15 protein-coding genes are annotated in these 16,814 nt (G+C 74.2%); 3 read left to right on the top strand and 12 right to left on the bottom strand.

Annotated elements, in window-relative coordinates:
* Positions 1 to 5 precede the first annotated feature (5 nt).
* The 5 genes from serS to ACTFTM_RS24660 all read right to left on the bottom strand — a co-directional run bounded on the left by serS (position 6) and on the right by ACTFTM_RS24660 (position 5,369).
* Positions 6 to 1,289, bottom strand: coding sequence for a serine--tRNA ligase (serS, locus tag ACTFTM_RS24680; RefSeq protein WP_449562829.1), 1,284 nt, complete (start codon positions 1,287 to 1,289; stop codon positions 6 to 8).
* Between the two features lie 96 nt (positions 1,290 to 1,385).
* Positions 1,386 to 2,486 (bottom strand): DNA polymerase III subunit beta family protein, encoded by a 1,101-nt coding sequence (locus tag ACTFTM_RS24675; RefSeq protein ID WP_449562828.1) that lies wholly within the window; start codon positions 2,484 to 2,486, stop codon positions 1,386 to 1,388.
* Positions 2,487 to 2,511: 25 nt separating this feature from the next.
* Positions 2,512 to 3,747 (bottom strand): saccharopine dehydrogenase family protein, encoded by a 1,236-nt coding sequence (locus ACTFTM_RS24670; protein ID WP_449562827.1) that lies wholly within the window; start codon positions 3,745 to 3,747, stop codon positions 2,512 to 2,514.
* A 51-nt stretch (positions 3,748 to 3,798) separates the two neighbouring features.
* Positions 3,799 to 4,941, bottom strand: coding sequence for an alcohol dehydrogenase catalytic domain-containing protein (locus ACTFTM_RS24665; protein ID WP_449562826.1), 1,143 nt, complete (start codon positions 4,939 to 4,941; stop codon positions 3,799 to 3,801).
* Positions 4,938 to 5,369: a hypothetical protein gene (locus ACTFTM_RS24660; protein ID WP_449562825.1), complete on the bottom strand. Its 432-nt coding sequence runs from the start codon at positions 5,367 to 5,369 to the stop codon at positions 4,938 to 4,940. Before ACTFTM_RS24660 ends, ACTFTM_RS24665 begins: the two co-directional genes overlap by 4 nt.
* A gap of 134 nt (positions 5,370 to 5,503) precedes the next feature.
* Here ACTFTM_RS24660 and ACTFTM_RS24655 point away from each other — a divergent pair, with 134 nt between their 5' ends.
* Complete coding sequence (locus ACTFTM_RS24655) at positions 5,504 to 8,260, top strand: LuxR C-terminal-related transcriptional regulator (RefSeq protein ID WP_449562824.1); 2,757 nt, start codon at positions 5,504 to 5,506, stop codon at positions 8,258 to 8,260.
* 35 nt (positions 8,261 to 8,295) lie between these two features.
* Here the strand turns inward: ACTFTM_RS24655 and ACTFTM_RS24650 are convergent, their stop codons facing one another.
* From ACTFTM_RS24650 to ACTFTM_RS24640, 3 genes are all read right to left on the bottom strand, one after another.
* Positions 8,296 to 8,844 (bottom strand): DsbA family protein, encoded by a 549-nt coding sequence (locus ACTFTM_RS24650; protein ID WP_449562823.1) that lies wholly within the window; start codon positions 8,842 to 8,844, stop codon positions 8,296 to 8,298.
* Positions 8,841 to 9,338, bottom strand: coding sequence for a redoxin domain-containing protein (locus ACTFTM_RS24645; protein ID WP_449562822.1), 498 nt, complete (start codon positions 9,336 to 9,338; stop codon positions 8,841 to 8,843). Before ACTFTM_RS24645 ends, ACTFTM_RS24650 begins: the two co-directional genes overlap by 4 nt.
* A gap of 61 nt (positions 9,339 to 9,399) precedes the next feature.
* The gene (locus ACTFTM_RS24640) at positions 9,400 to 10,086 is read right to left on the bottom strand and encodes a BON domain-containing protein (RefSeq protein ID WP_449562821.1); all 687 of its coding nucleotides are present in this window, start codon (positions 10,084 to 10,086) and stop codon (positions 9,400 to 9,402) included.
* A gap of 405 nt (positions 10,087 to 10,491) precedes the next feature.
* Here ACTFTM_RS24640 and ACTFTM_RS24635 point away from each other — a divergent pair, with 405 nt between their 5' ends.
* The gene (locus ACTFTM_RS24635; protein WP_449562820.1) at positions 10,492 to 13,242 is read left to right on the top strand and encodes a cellulose binding domain-containing protein; all 2,751 of its coding nucleotides are present in this window, start codon (positions 10,492 to 10,494) and stop codon (positions 13,240 to 13,242) included.
* A gap of 159 nt (positions 13,243 to 13,401) precedes the next feature.
* On the opposite strand, the gene ACTFTM_RS24630 is transcribed toward ACTFTM_RS24635, so the two are convergent.
* Both ACTFTM_RS24630 and ACTFTM_RS24625 read right to left on the bottom strand, forming a co-directional pair.
* The gene (locus ACTFTM_RS24630) at positions 13,402 to 13,809 is read right to left on the bottom strand and encodes a hypothetical protein (protein ID WP_449562819.1); all 408 of its coding nucleotides are present in this window, start codon (positions 13,807 to 13,809) and stop codon (positions 13,402 to 13,404) included.
* Between the two features lie 138 nt (positions 13,810 to 13,947).
* Positions 13,948 to 14,088: a hypothetical protein gene (locus ACTFTM_RS24625; protein ID WP_449562818.1), complete on the bottom strand. Its 141-nt coding sequence runs from the start codon at positions 14,086 to 14,088 to the stop codon at positions 13,948 to 13,950.
* 377 nt (positions 14,089 to 14,465) lie between these two features.
* Here ACTFTM_RS24625 and ACTFTM_RS24620 point away from each other — a divergent pair, with 377 nt between their 5' ends.
* Positions 14,466 to 14,828 carry an STAS domain-containing protein gene (locus ACTFTM_RS24620; RefSeq protein WP_007463546.1) on the top strand — a complete coding sequence of 121 codons (363 nt, stop codon included), beginning with the start codon at positions 14,466 to 14,468 and terminating at the stop codon, positions 14,826 to 14,828.
* Positions 14,829 to 14,843: 15 nt separating this feature from the next.
* Here ACTFTM_RS24620 and surE read toward each other — a convergent pair whose 3' ends face one another.
* Together surE and ACTFTM_RS24610 are read right to left on the bottom strand one after the other, a co-directional pair.
* Entirely contained in the window at positions 14,844 to 15,671 is an 828-nt protein-coding gene (surE, locus tag ACTFTM_RS24615; protein WP_449562817.1) for a 5'/3'-nucleotidase SurE, read from the bottom strand.
* Positions 15,668 to 16,630 (bottom strand): PfkB family carbohydrate kinase, encoded by a 963-nt coding sequence (locus ACTFTM_RS24610; protein ID WP_449566720.1) that lies wholly within the window; start codon positions 16,628 to 16,630, stop codon positions 15,668 to 15,670. The genes surE and ACTFTM_RS24610 overlap by 4 nt, the downstream gene beginning before the upstream one ends.
* Between the last annotated feature and the right edge of the window lie 184 nt (positions 16,631 to 16,814).

The following is a 16,814-nucleotide window of genomic DNA, read 5'->3' as shown; positions in this document are numbered from 1 at the left end:
ACGCCCTAGCGCGGGGCCAGCCGGTCTGTTCCTAGGCGGTCCTGGAGGACCTCGGGGATCAGGACGCTGCCGTCGGCCTGCTGGTACTGCTCCAGGATGGCCGGGAAGAGCCGGCTCGTGGCCAGGGCGGAGCCGTTGAGGGTGTGCACGAAGCGGGTCTGCTTGCCGCCCGGCTCGCGGTAGCGGATGGCCGCCCGACGCGCCTGGTAGTCGCCGGCCCAGGAGACCGACGAGACCTCCTTGTACTTGCCGGTGCTCGGCATCCACACCTCGATGTCGAGGGTCTTCTTCATCGAGGCGCTGGCGTCGCCGGCCGAGAGCAGCGTGCGCTGGTAGTGCAGGCCCAGCCCCTCGACCAGGCTCTCGGCGTGGGCGAGCATCTCCTCCAACGCCGCGTCCGCCTGCTCCGGCAGGGTGAACTGGAAGATCTCCACCTTGTTGAACTGGTGCCCGCGCACCGTGCCGCGCTCGTCCGAGTGCGACCCGGCCGACTCCCGGCGGTAGCACGGCGTGTACGCGAACGCCTTCAACGGCAGCTTCGTGGTCTCCAGGATCTCGTCCTGGTACGCGCCCAGGATCGCCGTCTCCGACGTGGGCAGCAGGAACTGCCCGCGCGGCGCGGACGCGGCGTCCAGGTGGTAGACGTCGTCGTAGAACTTGGGGAACTGGCCGGCGGCGAACCCGGCCGAGTCGAGCAGCAGGTGCGGCGGGAGCAGGAACTCGTACCCGGCCTTGATGTGCTGGTCGACGAAGTAGTTGAGCAGCGCCCACTCCAGGCGGGCGCCGATCCCCGTGTAGATCCAGAACCCGGAGCCGCCGAGCTTGACGCCGCGCTCGTAGTCGACCAGGCCGAGCGCGCGGGACAGCTCCACATGGTCGCGGACCTTCTCGATCGCCGGTGGCTCACCGAAGGTCTTGACGACCCGGTTCGCCTCCTTGCCGCCGGGGAGGATGTCGTCGGCGGGCAGGTTCGGCAGCTCGCTCATCGCGTCGCGCAGCCGCGCCTGCACCTCGTCCAACTGGGACTCCAGCTCGGCGAGCTGCTTGCGCTCCGCCTCGGGAGCGGAGACCTGCGGCTCGGTGCCGGCGCGCTTGGCCTGCGCGTACGCCCGTGCCTCCGCCTTGCGGCGCTGCCGCTCGGCGTCGATCTCCGTGATCAGGGCCCGGCGTTCCTGGTCGAGCCGCTGGATCTCGTCCAGGGAACGGGTGACCTCGGCGGGATCCAGCCGCTTCGCCAACGCGGTCGCCACCGCCTCGCGATCCTTCCGGATCAACTCCATGTCGAGCATGCTGCTCCGTACGCCTCCGTCCGGGGTTCACTGGTGAACCATCAGATGTTACCGTCGCGCACGTTTCCACCCGGGTACGGGGAGCGCGACCGGTTTCTACAGCCGGATCGGCATCAGCACGGAGTAGGTGTCCTCGTCGTCCGGGCGGCGTACGGCCAGCGGGGCGATCGGCCCGTCCAGCTCCAGCACCAGTTGCGGGCCGCCGGCCGCGTCCAGCGCGTCGAGCAGGTACTCGCCGTTCACCCCGAACCGCAGCTCGCCGTTCGGATCGGCGGGCAGCCCGGTCAGCTCGGCAGGGTGCAGCAGCCGCAGGCCGCCCTCGTCGTCGAGGCCCAGGACGGAGACCGCCAGCGGCGTGCCCGCGTACTCGCGCGCCAGCGTCGGCGCGGCCGGGTCGCGCAGCGCGGCGCGCAGGGCCACCACGTCCACCGGGATGCGGTACGCGGCCGGCCGCGCCCCGACCGCCTCCCGTAGCAGCCGCCGGTAGTCCGGGAAGTCGTACGGCAGGGCGACCCCGGCGAGCGTCCGGCCGGCCACCGTCACCCGCAGCTCGGCGCCGGCAACCGTCAGTCGTACCGGCCCGTCGTCGGTGTCCAGCAGCCGGCGCAGCCGGTCGACGAGGCCCACCGGCAGCAGCACCCGCACGGGCGGCCCGTCGACGGCGGCCCCGGCCCGGGCCAGCGCGAGGCGGTGCCGGTCGGTGGCGACCAGCCGCACCCCGTCCGGCTCGACGTCGAGCAGCACCCCGGACAGGGCCGGCAGCTCCGGGTCGACGCCGACGGCGAAGCGCACCGCGTCGAGCGCGGCGGCGAACTCGGCGGGGGAGAGCAGCAGCGTGGTCACCACGGCCGGGGCCGGATCGACCAGGGTGCGCAGGCGGGTGATCTCGCGGCGTGCGTCGGCGAGCCCGTCGGCCAGCCGGCGCAGGTGCGCGTCGAGCAGCCGGTGCACCTCGGCCGGCTCGGCGCGGACGGCGGCGGCGATGTCGGGCACCGGCATACCGACCCGGCGCAGCCCCGCGACCAGCCGGGCCGGGGCGACCTGCGCGTCGGTGTACCAGCGGTAGCCGGTCACCGGGTCGACCAGGGCCGGCGTCAGCACGCCCGCCGAATCGTAGAAGCGCAGCGCGCTGACGGTCAGGCCGCTGGCCCGGGCCAACTCGCCGATGCTGTGCAGGTCGCTCACCACGTGGGGCATCCTGCCCCCTCGACCTGGTCGAGGGTCAAGCGGTCGACCCCGTCGCACGCTCCGCCGCGCCGCGCGGCGGACCCGGGGCGACCTCGTCCCGTTCCAGCACCCGGAAGGTGAGTCCGGCCCGGACCAGCCGGTCGAGCAGCGCGTCCCCCATCGCGCTGACCGGGGTGAGCTGGCCGGCGGTCGGCGGCAGGTCGTCGAGCGCCAGACACAGCGCCGACTCGGCGAGCATCTTCGCCGTCTCGTCGTAGCCGGGGTCACCGCCCGCGACCTCGGTGACCACGCGCTGCCCGCCCCCGGTGCCGACGAAGCGGACCCGGAACCAGGACGACGCCCGCTGCTGTGCGCTGGGCCCCTGCCCGGCGGCGAGCCGCCCGAGCAGCCACCGCCGGGTGGGCGGCACCTTCACCAGGCCGATCAGCGCGCCGAACCCCACCGCGCCGGCGAGCACCGTCGGGAGCCGCTTCAGCGCGGCGAAGTGCCGGTAGCGGAAGTCCGGCCCGTACTCCGGACGGGCCGCGGCCGACCGGCGGACGACCTGCGGATCGATGGTGGGCAGCGGCACGGTCCAGATGCCCAGCTCGGCCGAGCGGGCCAGCCGCCCGGGCACCGCCCGGACCCGACGGTCGGTGGGACGCGGCTCGACCTCCCGGCGGGCCCGGGCGGCCCGGCTGGCCTCGCCGCTCCGGGCGAACGCGGTGAGCGCGGAGTGGTAGGTGCCTCCGGAGAACCGTGCGCCCGCGCGCACGTACCCGTCCACGCTGATCGGTCCGCCGGTCGGCAGGTGCTTGACGGTGAACCAGACGCCCAGGTCGTGCGGGACGGAGTCGAACCCGCAGGCGTGCACCAGGCGGGCGCCGGTGCGGGTGGCCTCGGCGTGGTGGCGGACGTACATCAGGTCGACGAACTCCGGCTCGCCGGTGATGTCCAGGTAGTCGGTGCCGGCCCGGGCGCAGGCCGCGACCAGCGGCTCCCCGTGGTGCACGAACGGCCCGACGGTGCTGGCGACCACCCGGGCGCTCTCGGCCACCGCGCGCAGCGATTCGGCGTCGGTCACGTCGGCGTGCAGCAGTGGCAGGTCGGCAAGGGTGGGGTCGATCGCGGCGAGCCGGTCGCGTACGGCGGCGAGGCGAGCGGGGTCGCGCCCGGCCAACGCCCAGCGCAAACCGGGCGGCGCGTGCCGGGCCAGGTATTCGGCCGTCAGCCCGCCGGTGAAGCCGGTCGCGCCGAACAGCACCACGTCGTACGCCCGCTCGCCAGTCATTCCCCGAGTCTGCCACCGGTCATCGTCCCGCGCCGATCCGGCGAGGGCGGGTCACGGCGTGAACACGGCCCGGACGCAACCGTCGGCGCGGTCGGCGAACAGGGCGTACCCCGACGGGCCGTCCGCGAGCGGCAGCCGATGGGTGGCCAGGTGCTCGGTCCGCAGCTCGTCGCGGGCCATCCGGCGCAGCAGCATCGGTACGTCCCGCAGGTCCGGCCGGCGCGCCCCGCGCACCGTGAGCCGCTTGTCGGTGACCGTGCCCAGCGCGAACGCGTCGACGAACCCGTCGGTCCCACCGAGCACCACCACCACGCCGTCCTTGCGGCAGGCGTGCACCGCCTCGCGCACCGGGTCCGGGCGGTCGCCGCCGGCCAACCGGTCGGCGACCGAGCGGGGCGGCGGCGGACCGACCGCGACCACGCACACGTCCGGGCCCCGCCCGCCGCTGCGCTCGCGCAGCTCCGCCGTCACGTCGGCACGGCGGTAGTCCAGCGGTTCCGCCCCGGCGTGCCGTTCGGCCATCCGCAGCCGCTCCTCGTGCCGGTCGACGACGAGCACCCGGGCCGCGCCCCGCAGCGCGGCGGCGTGGGCGGTCAACTGGCCCACCGCGCCTGCGCCCCAGACCGCCACCACGTCACCGGGTCGCACCTCGCCCAGTTCGGCCGCCAGCCAACCGGTCGGCGCCGCGTCGGCGGCGAAGAGCGCCCGGTCGTCGTCGACCGTGTCCGGCACCCGGAACGCGCCCACGTCGGCGTACGGCACCCGCACGTACTCGGCGTGCCCACCGGCGAAGCCGCCCGCCGCCCGGGGCCGGCCGAAGCAGCCGGCGTCGGGGCGTTCCCAGCTCGGATCGACGTCCGGCACGTCGACGCCGGCGTTGTCGCAGCACGAGTGCCGCCCCTGGCGGCAGTACCAGCAGCCGCCGCACGCGACGCCCGCGCCGACCACCACCCGGTCGCCGATCCGGTGCCGCCGGATGGCCGGCCCGGCCTCGACCACCTCGCCCAGGAACTCGGCCCCCAGCACGTCACCGGCGCGCAGCAGCGGGTCCCGTCCCGCCAGCAGGGGCAGGTCACCGCCGCAGGTGGCGCTGCGGCGGACGCGGACGATGACGTCCCGCTCGTTGCGCAACTCCGGGTCGGGCACCTCGCGTACCGCCAGCTCGTCGGCGGCCACCCAGCACAGCGCCCTCACCCGGGGACCCTCGGGCGGTCCAGCGCCGAGCGGTCCGCGCGCAGCACCTCGCCGGCCTCGACGCCCTGCTTCACCTGGCGCAGGGTCCGCCGGACCAGCAGGCGCGGGTCGTCGCCGACGAGATGGGCGGCGAGGCCGGCCGTCGCGGCGGTACGGGCCAGGGGCCGGGCGGCCAGCTCGGTGCCCCGGTCACCCGGCGCCGGTCGCACCCGCACCTCCACCACGCCGTCGAGGCGGCGCAACGGCTCCGGCCACCGGCCGTCGGGAAGCACCTGCCCCGGGGGCCGATCCACGGTCACCACCTCCCACCCGGCCGCGGTGGGGTGGCGGTCCGCGTCGGACCGGCCACGCCACCGGGGTACGCGCAGCAGCCGTACCGCCCCGGCCAGGGTCGACACCGCCCGCCTCGGCCGTCCCCTTCGTCCCATACGTCCTCCCGGTCCACGTCCCCCGATCGTCGGTCGGACCCGGGTGAAGCGGGCTCGCCCGGAAGGGGTGAACCGTTCCGCGCCGGGTAACCGCTCGCCGACCGGGGGTGGAACGCGGGCGGTGGGGGTACCGGGTGCCGGAACAGCAGGATTCCGCGCGGGTCGGCACGGCGGCGGCGCGGCCGGGGGAGCAGCGTCCGCTGCTGTCGTCGCGGCTGACGCCGACCGTGCCACCCGAGCCGGTGGTGGCCCGGCCGCGCCTGCTGCGCCGCCTCGACGAGGGCAGCGCCGGGCCGGTCACCCTGGTCGCCGCACCCGCCGGGTGGGGTAAGACGACCCTGCTCGCCACCTGGGTACGGCTCAGCGAACCCGAGTACGCGCCGACGCCGGCGTGGGTCTCGGTGGAGGCCGGCGACGACGGCGACCGGCTCTGGGCGTACCTGGCGGCGGCCCTGCGCACGGCCACCGGCGCGGGCGACGACGACCTGGTCGCGCCGCTGCCCACCGCCCCGCCGCGCCCGGACCAACTGGAACTGCTGGCGGCCGGGCTGGCCGGCGCGCCACAGCCCGTGCTGCTGGTGCTCGACGACCTGCACCGGATCACCGACCCGGCCGCGCTCAACGGGCTGGAGTTCCTGCTGCGGCACTCCGAGCAGCGGCTGCGCCTGGTGGTCGGCGCGCGGGCCGGCCTGCCGCTGGCCCTGCACCGGCTCCGACTCGCCGGCGAACTCACCGAGATCGGCCCGGACGAGCTGGCGTTCACCGACGACGAGACGGCCGACCTGCTGACCGCGCACGGCGTGCCGCTGCCGGTCGCCGCGGTACGCCGCCTGCGCGAGCGCGCCGGGGGCTGGCCGGCCGCGCTGCGGATCGCCGCGCTGGCGCTGCGGGGCCAGCCGGACCCGGAACGGTGGGTGGGGCAGTTCGGCGGCGACCAGCCGGAGATCGCCGGCTACCTGCACGAGGAGGTGCTCGCCGCCGTCGACCCGGCCGATAAGGACCTGCTGCGTCGTACGGCCCTCGCCGAGACCGTCTGCGCCGAACTGGCCGAGGCGTTGACCGGCCGCGCGGACGCCGAGCGGGCGCTGGCCGACCTGGCCGGCGCCGGTGGGCTGCTGCGCCGGGAGGACAGCCGACCACCCTGGTACCGCTGCGACCCGCTGCTCGCCGATCTGCTCCGCGCCGAGCTGGCCCGGCTGCCCGGTGACGAGGTGCGGGAGCTGCACGCGCGGGCGTCCGACTGGTACGCCGGCGCGGGCCGACCGGCCGACGGGCTGCGGCACGCCCTCGCCGCCGGCCGCTGGAGCCTGGCCGCTGACCTGTTCGTCGCACACTGGCCGGAGCTGACCCGGTACGACCACGACCCGGTCCCTGGACCGACGCCGCCCTCCCCGCCCCCGGAGGCGGTCGGGGCCGATCCGGAGGTGGCCCTCGCCAGTGCCGCCGAGCGGGCGTACGCCGGTGACCTGAGCGCCGCCACCGGCCACCTGCGGACCGCCGCGTCGTACGCGGACGGGCTGCCGACGCCACGGCGGGACCGGTTCCTGCGGTTGGCCACCGCGCTGGAGCTGACCCTGGCCCGGCTCGCCGGTGACCGGGGGCAGGCCCGTGCCGCCGCCGCCCGACTGCTGCGCAACCGCCCGACCGCCGCCCCGACCACCGGTTCACCGGACGGCCCACCCGCCGGACCGGTGACCGACACGTCAGCACCCGAGGACGCCGACCTGCGGGCGTTCATCGGGACCGCGCTGGGCCTGGTCGAGATGTCCGCCGGCGGGTTGCCCGACGCACGGTTCGTCCGGGCCGGGACGGCGGCCCGGGAGGCCGGCCGGCCGCGTACCGAACTGGTCGCCGCCAGCCGCACCGCGTTGCTGCTCGCCGTGCGCGGTGACCTGCGCGCAGCGGAACAGACGGCCCACGACGCGCTGGGCATGCCCGCCTGCCGGGGCTGGTCCTGCCGGCTCGACTGCGGCTACGCGTACCTGGCGTTGGCGGTCGTGGCCCTGCACCGCGACCAACCCGAGGAGGCCGCCGCGAACCTCGCGCTCGCCGGACCGGCAACCGACTCGCCCGGCGACGAGCCCGTGGCGGCGGCGGTTCTCGCGCTGTGCCGCGCGGGCCTGGACCGGGACGCCGGTGACCCGGCCGCCGCCCAGCGGCTGCTGGTGCACGCCCGCGAGGCGCTGCCCGACGAGCCGGCCGCCGCCGAACTGTCCAGTCTGCTCCGGGCCGCCGAGGCCGACGCCCGCGCCGAACGGGGCGACCTGGACGCCGCCCGTGAGCTGCTGGCGGACGTCACCGGCGACCCGGCCACCCCGGCACTCGACGTGGCCCTGGCCCGGGTGGAGCTGCGGGCCGGCGACCTCGGCGCCGCCGGGCGGGCCCTGCCGGACTGGCAGGGTCCGCCGGCCGCCGCGTGGCCCCTTCCGGTACGCCTGGACGCCGGCCTGCTGGAGGCGGTGCTCGCCGAACGGGCCGGAGACGTACGCCGTGCCGGGCGGGTCCTGGAACAGGTGCTCGACCTGGCCGGCCCGCAGGGCTCCCGTCGGGCGTTCACCCGGGCGCAACCGTCGGTGCGGGACCTGCTGGCCGCCCACCTCGACGCGGGTACCGCGCACTTTCCCCTGGTCAGCGATCTGGTCCGGGGCGTCGAGGAGGTCACGCCCCGGCCGGCGGCCGGTCCGGACGGTCTGCTCGACGAGCCACTCACCGAGCGGGAGCTGACCATCCTGCGGTACCTGCAGAGCATCCTGTCCAACGTGGAGATCGCCGCCGAGCTGTCCCTGTCGGTCAACACGGTCAAGACGCACGTGCGCAACATCTACCGCAAACTCGGCGCGACCCGCCGGCGCGAGGCGGTCCGGCGGGCACGCGAGCTGCGGCTGATCTGAGCGGCGGGGTCACCGCCCGGATCAACCGACGGCCATCAGGCGTTCGCCGCCGCGTCCACGGCGGCCAGCAGATCGGGCAGGTCGTACCCGCCGTCGTGCCGGACGTCGTTGACGAAGAGGGTCGGCGTGCCGTTGACCCCGCTGCGGATTCCGCCCACGAAGTCCCGGCGTACGCGGTCGGCGTACGTCCGGCGCTCCACCTCGCCGTTCACCTCGTCCGTCGGCAGCCCGAGCTGCTCGACGCCGAGCGAGAGGTGTACGGGGTCCAGCTGGTCCTGGTGCTCGTACAGCCAGTCGTGCATCTCCCAGAACTTCCCCCGTGCCGCCGCGGCCTCCGCCGTCTCCGCCGCCCGCTCCGCGTACGGGTGGACGTTGGCGATGGGGAAGTAGCGGTAGACCAGCCGTACCGTGTCGGCGCGCTGGCGCAGCAACTCGTGCAGGTTCGGGTACGCGGCGCCGCAGAACCGGCACTGGAAGTCGCCGTACTCGATGATGGTGACCGCGGCGTCGGACGGCCCGCGGACGTGGTCCTCGACGGTCAGCGGCTCGCGCAGCCGCGCGGTGACCTGCAGTGGCGTGGTCATCCGGCCATCACCTTCCGCTCGTTGGTCAGGTTGTCCAGCGCGTCGAAGATCCCGTCCGCGCCAGGGTTGACGTCGGGGGCCGACAGGTAGCTCCACGCCACCGTCCCCGCCTGGTCGACCACCACCAGCGCGCGGGCCGACTCACCCCGCGGGGTGTACGCGCCGTACCGGCGGGACACCTCGCCCTTGGGCTCGAAGTCGGACAGCAGCGGGAAGGTGATGCCCTGGCTCTCGGCGAACGCCCGGTGCGACCAGATGCTGTCCACCGAGATGCCGAGCACCATGGCCTGGTACTGGTCGAACACCGGCGCTGCCGCCTGGTAGAGCGACATCTGGTCGCCGCAGACGGGGCTCCAGTCGGCGGGATAGAAGACCAGGACGACCGGGCGGCCCCGGAACTGCTCGGGGCCTGTCTGGCGCCCGTCCGGAGTGCTTGCCAGGGTGAAGCCGGGGGCGGGGTGCCCGGGTTGGATCAGCCCGTTCGGATCACTCATGCCACCAGCCTGCCGCCGGGACGGGTGAGACGGGCTCACCCGTCCCGGGTGGTTACCGCGCTCAGCGCAGCACCGGGGCGACCGCGATGTGGTTCTGGACCTCCCGGATGCCGGGGGCGGACCAGGCCACCTGCTCGATCTCGGCGCGTTCGGGCATGGAGTGCACCAGCCCGGCGAGCACCGCCGTGTCGCCGTGCACCCGGACGGTGATCCGCTCGGCCTCGGTGGCGCCGGCCCGGGCCAGCGCGTCCACGATCTTCCCGGCCAGGTTCGTGCCGTCCGGCGACGCGTTCGGCTGGACGGTGATGCCGTTGCTGACCCCACGTACGCCGGTCAGCCGGCACACCGCCCGTTCGGCGGCCCGGCGCTGGTACTCCCACTCGACCTCACCGTGCAGCGTCACCCACCCGGCCGAGACGGTGACCTGGAGCTTCTCGATGGGCACGAACGCGTCCCACTCCAGGGCGTCGCCGGCCGCGGCGGCCAGGTCCGGGTCGGCGCGCTCGTCGCTGCCGGCCAGTTGCACGGTGAGGTCGTTGGCGACCGCCCGGACACCGGCGACGCGGTGCGCGGCCCGTTCCCCGGCCCACTTCTTCGCGTAGCTGTCCACCCGTCCGCTCAGCGTGACGACGCCCTCGGCCACGGTCACGCCGATCTCGTGCGGCTGCACCCGGGGTTCCCAGGTCAACTCGTCGAGGACGGCGGACTGGATGTCCTGGTCGGTACGCGTGATCGTCGCGATGGCCATCTGCCCCTCCCATCCGCTCGCGTTCCTGGCGGACCGGGGTGTTGGCCGTGCCGGCCCGCCGAGGTCCGATCCTGCCGGTCGTGCGGGTTAGCCGTCCTCACCCGATGCGGGTGGGCTCCCGCGCGGCTGGTGTGCGAAGCAGGCTCGCCAGCGACCGGTGGGAGCGCTTCCATAGCAGCGTCGAATCGGTTAGGGTGAGTGCGTTCCTCGATCGCGGGAGCCTCGCGTCGGGTGGTTGGAGCCAGGGCAGCTCCGATCCGTCCCCCGCGTCGTCGTCCGTCCCCCGGGCCGCGGCGCGCCACTTCTGGTCGATCCGTCCCCGCGTCGCCGTGCTCGTCCCCCGGGCCGCGACGTCACCCCGGTCGATCCCGACTCCCGGGTCCCCACCCCCGAGAGGAACCACAGATGCCCAGATCACTGGCCAGCGTGGCCGTCGCGGCGCTGACCCTCGCCACGGCCGTCGTGGCGGTCCCGATCACCGCCGCGGGATCGACGCCCGCACCGGCCGCCGCCGAGGCGTACACCTGGCGCAACGTCCCGGTCGGCGGCGGTGGCTTCGTGCCCGGCATCGTCTTCAACCCCACCGAGAAGAACCTGATCTACGCCCGCACCGACATCGGCGGGGCCTACCGCTGGGAGCAGGGCAGCCAGTCGTGGACGCCGCTGCTCGACTGGGTCGGCGCGGACCGCTGGGGCTACAACGGAGTGGTCAGCATCGCCACCGACCCGGTGCAGACCAACCGGGTGTACGCGGCCGTCGGCATGTACACCAACGGTTGGGACCCGAACAACGGCGCGATCCTGCGCTCGACCGACAGGGGCGCCACCTGGCAGGTCACCGAGCTGCCGTTCAAGAACGGCGGCAACATGCCGGGCCGGGGCATGGGCGAGCGGCTGGCCGTCGACCCGAACCGCAACAGCGTCCTCTACTACGGCGCCGAGGGCGGGAACGGGCTCTGGCGCAGCACCGACTACGGGGCGACCTGGGCCCGGGTCACCGCCTTCCCGAACGCCGGCAACTACCGGGCCGACCCCAGCGACCCGAACGGCTACAACGGGCAGAACCAGGGCCTGACCTGGGTCAGCTTCGACAAGAGCACCGGCACCGCCGGCACCACCACGCAGACGATCTACGTAGGTGTGGCGGACAAGGACAACCCGGTCTACCGCAGCACCGACGGCGGTGTCACCTGGGCGCGGATTCCCGGGCAACCCACCGGCTACCTGGCGCACAAGGGCGTCGTCGACCCGGTCGGCGGCCACCTCTACATCGCCACCAGCGACACCGGCGGCCCGTACGACGGCGGCAAGGGCGACGTCTGGAAGTTCACCCGGTCCACCGGGGCCTGGACGCGGATCAGCCCGATCCCCTCCACCAGCGGCGACGACTACTTCGGCTACAGCGGCCTGACCATCGACCGGCAGCACCCGAACACGCTGATGGTGGCCACCCAGGTCTCCTGGTGGCCGGACGCGATCTTCTTCCGCAGCACCGACGGTGGGGCGACCTGGACCCGCATCTGGGACTTCACCAGCTACCCCCAGCGGTCCAAGCGCTACACCATGGACGTCAGCTCGGTGCCCTGGCTGACCTTCGGCACCAACCCGGCGCCTCCCGAGGAGAGCCCCAAGCTCGGCTGGATGAACGAGTCGGTGGAGATCGACCCGCACGACTCCAACCGCATGATGTACGGCACCGGCGCCACCATCTACGGCACCACCGACCTCACCAAGTGGGACACCGGCGGTCAGTTCACGATCCGCCCGATGGTCCGGGGCCTGGAGGAGACGGCCGTCCTCGACCTGGTCAGTCCGCCCAGCGGCGCGCCACTGATCAGCGCGCTCGGCGACGTCGGCGGCTTCCGGCACGTCGACCTGGACACCATTCCGTCGATGCTGTTCACCCAGCCGGTCTTCACCAGCACCACGAGTCTGGACTACGCCGAGAGCAAGCCGGCCACACTGGTCCGCGCCGGCAACTTCACCGACTCCGACCGGCCCAACGACAGCCACGTCGCCTTCTCCACCGACGGCGGGGCCACCTGGTTCCAGGGCACCGAGCCGTCCGGCGTCAACGCCGGCGGTACGGTCGCCGCGGCGGCCGACGGCAGCCGGTTCGTCTGGGCGCCCGGCGACGCGGGTCAACGCGTCGTCTACGCGGTCGGCTTCGGCAACTCGTGGGCGCCGTCCACCGGCATCCCGGCGAACGCGACGATCGAATCCGACCGCGTCGACCCCAACCGGTTCTACGGCTTCAGCGCCGGCCGGCTCTACCTGAGCACCAACGGCGGCGCGAGCTTCACCGCGACGGCGGCGACCGGCCTGCCCACCGCCGACGTGCGCTTCAAGGCGCTGCCCGGCAGGTCCGGCGAGCTGTGGCTGGCCGGTCCGGGCGGGCTCTGGCGGTCCACCGACTCCGGGGCCAGCTTCACCAAGCTCGGCGGCGTCAGCGCCTCCGGCAACGTCGGCTTCGGCAAGGCCGCGCCGGGACGGACCAACCCGGCCGTCTTCCTCTACGGCACGGTGGACGGCCAGCCCGGCGTACACCGGTCCGACGACGGCGGCACGACGTGGGTACGCATCAACGACGACCGTCACCAGTACGGCAACCCGACCGAGGCGCTGACCGGTGATCCTCGGGTCTACGGGCGTGTCTACCTGGGCACCAACGGTCGCGGCATCCTGGTGGCCGACCGCACCGGCGGCACGCCGACGACCCCGCCTCCCACGACCCCGCCTCCCACGACGCCGCCTCCGACGACCCCGCCTCCGACGACGCCGCCCCCGACGACGCCGCCCCCGACGACGCCGCCCCCGACGACGCCGCCCCCGACGACGCCGCCTCCGGTCGGTGGGTGCGCGGCGACGTACCGGGTGACGGGTTCCTGGACGGGCGGGTTCCAGGCCGAGGTCCTGGTCAGCAATCCCGGCACCAGGCCCATCGCGGGCTGGACGCTCGGCTGGACCTTCCCCAACGGCCAGCGCATCAGCCAGCTCTGGGGCGGCACCCACACCCAGAACGGGGCGGTCGTCTCGGTCGTGGACAGCGGCTGGAACGGCGCGCTCGCCCCCGGGGCCAGCACCACGATCGGGTTCCTCGGCTCGTGGATCGGCACCAACTCGCCGCCCACCTCGGTGAGCTGCACGAGTCGCTGACCGGTGGCCCGGCGTCGTCCGGGCCACCCACGAACACCGGTCCGCCGGGGCTGCCTGAGGGGTCCGGCACCCCGGCGGACCGGGCGCAAGCGCCGCCACCGGTACGCGAGCGGGCCCCGCCGACGCGATGTCGACGGGGCCCGCTCGCGTGTTGACTCGCTAGTCGTCCAGTCCGACGGGGGAGTTGGGGCGGTCGACGTCGACGAACTCGACGTCGTTGACCGCGCGGTCGTCCCGGCTGCCAGCGGCGCGGGCGGCGGAGCCGACGGCCCAGCCGACCGCCGCGCCGACCAGCGCGGCGCCGATCAGCAGCGTCCACGGCAGCGCGGGCTGGCGTCCGGCGAGCGCGTCGAAGGCGCGCGAGGCGCGACGCCGTGCCTCCTCCGCCGCCGAGCCCACCAGGTCACCGGCGCCGTCGGCCAGGTCACCGCTGCTGCGACGGGCCGACCGCGCGGTGTCCCGGACGCTGTCTCCCGCGGAGCTGACGGCGGAGAGCAGCTGCTCCCACGCCTGGTCCGCGATCCGCTCCGGCTTGCTGCGCCGGTCCAGCAGATTCGTTCCGAACATCGTGGTTACCTCCTCAGGTGCCGAAGCCGCCGGCCACTTCGGACCTCGGCGTCCGTCCAGCGCGACACGGTTCGCTGATTGGGCAGTGCCCCGGGCCGGTCGAGCGCAAACCCGGTCCCGCGTGGCGCACCCGCCAGGTCAGCGCACCGCCACGGCAGCCACACCGCCGGCGAAGTCGTCGTCATCGTCATCGTCGTCGTCTCCGCCGCCGAAACCGCAGGCCAGTACGAGGGCGAGCAGCAGACCCACGCCGGCGAGCCCGGCCAGTCGCTTGATCATCGAAGATCCTCTCCGTCACGGTGGGTGTCCCGGGCCGATGCTAGAAAGCGCCGGCAACCACCTTGGCCGGTCGGACCGCGACACGCCGACCCCACGCGGGGCGGGCGGGCGGGGCGGGACGGATGTCGGGCTCGCCGGGCCGCGACCGCTACCCTGGTCCGGCGACGCGTCGGTTCCGACCGATCGTCGACTGATCAGATAACGAAAAGTATTGAATGATCAGATGCCGAAAAGTGGGGATATGGGCGACTTTGTGCGCTCGGATCCGTGAATTGCTCATCCCGAGGGGTGGCGACCGAGGCCGTTGGAGGAATACTCTCGGTCGCGGCCCGCGTACTGATGAGGCGCCCGGGGGACGGGCGGGTGGAGGTGCTCGCGTGAGCCTGTCGATCGTGAAGTCGGTCCTGTCCGGTGGTGTCGTCGAGATCGCTCCCCGGGGTGAGATCGACGTCGACACAGCGTACGAGGTGCGTGAGGCGATTGCGGAGGTGCTGGCCAAGAGCCGTCCGCTCCGCATCGAGCTGAACATGAGGCTGGTCACCTTCATCGACTCCGTGGGCATCAGCGCCATGGTCGCCGGCTTCCAGACCGCCGAGGTCAGCGGCGTCAAGCTGGTCGTCACCGAGCCGAGCCGGTTCGTGCACCGTCAGCTCTGGGTGACCGGCCTGCTCGGTCTCTTCGGCGCGCCGGAGCCCTACTTCGCCGGGGCCGCCACCCCCGAGGTGCTGCCCGGCGCCTGAGCGCGGCGGCGACCGTCAGAACTGCTCGTCCAGACCGGTCAGGTCCACGTCGGCCACCTCGGTGACCGCCCGGATCGCCGTGACCGACGCGTACCCGGCGGCCAGCAACGCCACGTCGGTGCCCGGCTGCGCGGCCTGCCCGGGCTCTTCCAACGAGGTACGCACGAAGCCGTGCCCCGACTCCGCCACCGTCATCTGCACCTGGCCGAAGCTGGCCAGCGCGCCACGGCGTACCCCGTGCAGCCGCTCGTGCGGCAGGTCGGGGGCGTTGACGTTGAGTACGCTCTCCGGCGGCGCGGAGGTCAGCCGGGGGAGCAGGTCCAGGGCCACCCGTGCGGCCGTGCTCCAGTGCCGCTCGGCGTCGCGTACGCGGCCCGCGGCGTCGACGGCGGCGCCACCGCTGGCGGCCGTCGCCTCGCCCGCGCTCAGCACGTCCAGTGACACCGCCATGGCACGGCATCCGTTCGAGGCCGCGGTGAACGCGGCGCCCACCGTCCCCGAGTGCAGCACGGCCCGGCCGGCGTTGGCGCCCCGGTTGATGCCCGACAGCACCACCGACGGCGGCGGGCCGAACGCGCCGTGCAGCGCGATCAACGTGATGAAACCCGGCGAGCCGCCGACCCCGTACGCGGGGATCCCCGGCAGGTCGGGCAGCGGGTGGTCGTGCACCACGACGCGCCCGTCCCGCTCCACGGCGTTCATCGCGGCGCTGGTGCCGCTGGCTTCCTCCAGTGGCGCGGCGACCACCACGTCCAACCCCCGCCGCGTTGCCGCCAGGGCCAGCGCCTGGATACCGGGTGCGCCGATCCCGTCGTCGTTGGTCACGAGCACCCGCAGGGTCATCGCTCGACCACCCGGTCGGCCAACTCGTCGGGGGTGGTCCGCTCCTGTTGTCGGCTGTCCGCCGGGACCAGTCGGACCCGCTCCACGAGACCGGTGATCGAGTCCAGGCGTCCGGTGCCCAGGCCGTGCCGGGTGACGTTCAGCGCACCCGCCGCCGCGCCGGTGCGGATGGCCGTACGGATGTCGCCTCCACGGGCGATCACGGCCGCCACGCCGGCGGTCATCGAGTCGCCCGCTCCGCGCGGATCTGCGGCCTCCAGCCGGGGCATCTCCACCTCGAAGAGTTCCCCGTCGACGAGCGCCAGCGCCGGCTGGTCCGCACGGCTCACCACCACCGTCTCCGCGCCGGCGGCGTGCAGGTCGTACATCGCCCGCGTCAGCTCGGGGCCGCTCCCGTCGCGGGCTCGACCGTCCCGGATCAGCTCCTCGTGGCTCACCTTGAGGAAGAACACGCCGCTGTCCAGCACCGCGCCGAGGTGCTCACCGGACAGGTCGACCACCACCCGGCTGCCGTTGGCGCCCAGGTCGGCGGCGAAACGCCGGTACAGGTCGGCCGGGACGAGCCACGGCGCGTTCGGGCCACTGAGGATGCTCACCTCGGCGCGCAGCCCCTCGCCGAGCGCCAGGTTGTACAACTCGTCCAGCTCGTGGCGGCTCAGGCGCTCCCCGGGCACGTCCACGACCTCCTGCCGGGAGCCGCCGCGCCGGTCGTGCACGTACGCGCCGCTGCCGGAGTCGCGTACCACGACCTTCAGGTCCACCCCCTCGCTGACCAGCAGCGGCTCCAGCACTTGGCCGATCTCGCCGCCGAGCGCGGCGCAGAGCACCACGTCGACCCCGAGGGACAGCACCATGCGGGCCTGCCAGACCCCCTGACCGCCGGGGTGCAGGTGCAGCTCCGGCTGGTCGCTCGGCTGGTCCACCGTCACCGTCAGCTGCGGTGTCGGCGCGAAGACCATCACGCCTCCGCTCACCGGTCGTCACCGTTCACGCGCCCACCCTTCGTCGCAACAGGTGATTACCCATCAGCCGAACGTAGTGGGAACGCTGCGCGAATGCCGTGACAACGCACGGTGTCCGTCCGGCCGTTGCCAGTCCCGGCGGGGTACGGGACGATCGTGCGACCAGCGACCTCGGGAGACG

The sequence above is a fragment of the Micromonospora sp. RB23 genome (assembly GCF_053585025.1).
The sequence above is the reverse complement of the archived record's forward strand: the minus strand, read 5'-3'. Positions and strand labels throughout refer to the sequence as shown.

Excerpts from the sequence above, each read along its gene's own strand:
- ACTFTM_RS24635 (WP_449562820.1), top strand. The coding sequence starts at position 10,492 with ATGCCCAGATCACTGGCCAGCGTGGCCGTCGCGGCGCTGACCCTCGCC.
- ACTFTM_RS24660 (WP_449562825.1), bottom strand. The coding sequence starts at position 5,369 with ATGGGACGAAGGGGACGGCCGAGGCGGGCGGTGTCGACCCTGGCCGGG.
- ACTFTM_RS24610 (WP_449566720.1), bottom strand. The coding sequence starts at position 16,630 with ATGGTCTTCGCGCCGACACCGCAGCTGACGGTGACGGTGGACCAGCCG.
- ACTFTM_RS24630 (WP_449562819.1), bottom strand. The coding sequence starts at position 13,809 with ATGTTCGGAACGAATCTGCTGGACCGGCGCAGCAAGCCGGAGCGGATC.
- ACTFTM_RS24640 (WP_449562821.1), bottom strand. The coding sequence starts at position 10,086 with ATGGCCATCGCGACGATCACGCGTACCGACCAGGACATCCAGTCCGCC.
- ACTFTM_RS24670 (WP_449562827.1), bottom strand. The coding sequence starts at position 3,747 with ATGACTGGCGAGCGGGCGTACGACGTGGTGCTGTTCGGCGCGACCGGC.
- ACTFTM_RS24625 (WP_449562818.1), bottom strand. The coding sequence starts at position 14,088 with ATGATCAAGCGACTGGCCGGGCTCGCCGGCGTGGGTCTGCTGCTCGCC.
- ACTFTM_RS24645 (WP_449562822.1), bottom strand. The coding sequence starts at position 9,338 with ATGAGTGATCCGAACGGGCTGATCCAACCCGGGCACCCCGCCCCCGGC.
- serS (WP_449562829.1), bottom strand. The coding sequence starts at position 1,289 with ATGCTCGACATGGAGTTGATCCGGAAGGATCGCGAGGCGGTGGCGACC.
- ACTFTM_RS24650 (WP_449562823.1), bottom strand. The coding sequence starts at position 8,844 with ATGACCACGCCACTGCAGGTCACCGCGCGGCTGCGCGAGCCGCTGACC.
- ACTFTM_RS24675 (WP_449562828.1), bottom strand. The coding sequence starts at position 2,486 with ATGCCCCACGTGGTGAGCGACCTGCACAGCATCGGCGAGTTGGCCCGG.
- surE (WP_449562817.1), bottom strand. The coding sequence starts at position 15,671 with ATGACCCTGCGGGTGCTCGTGACCAACGACGACGGGATCGGCGCACCC.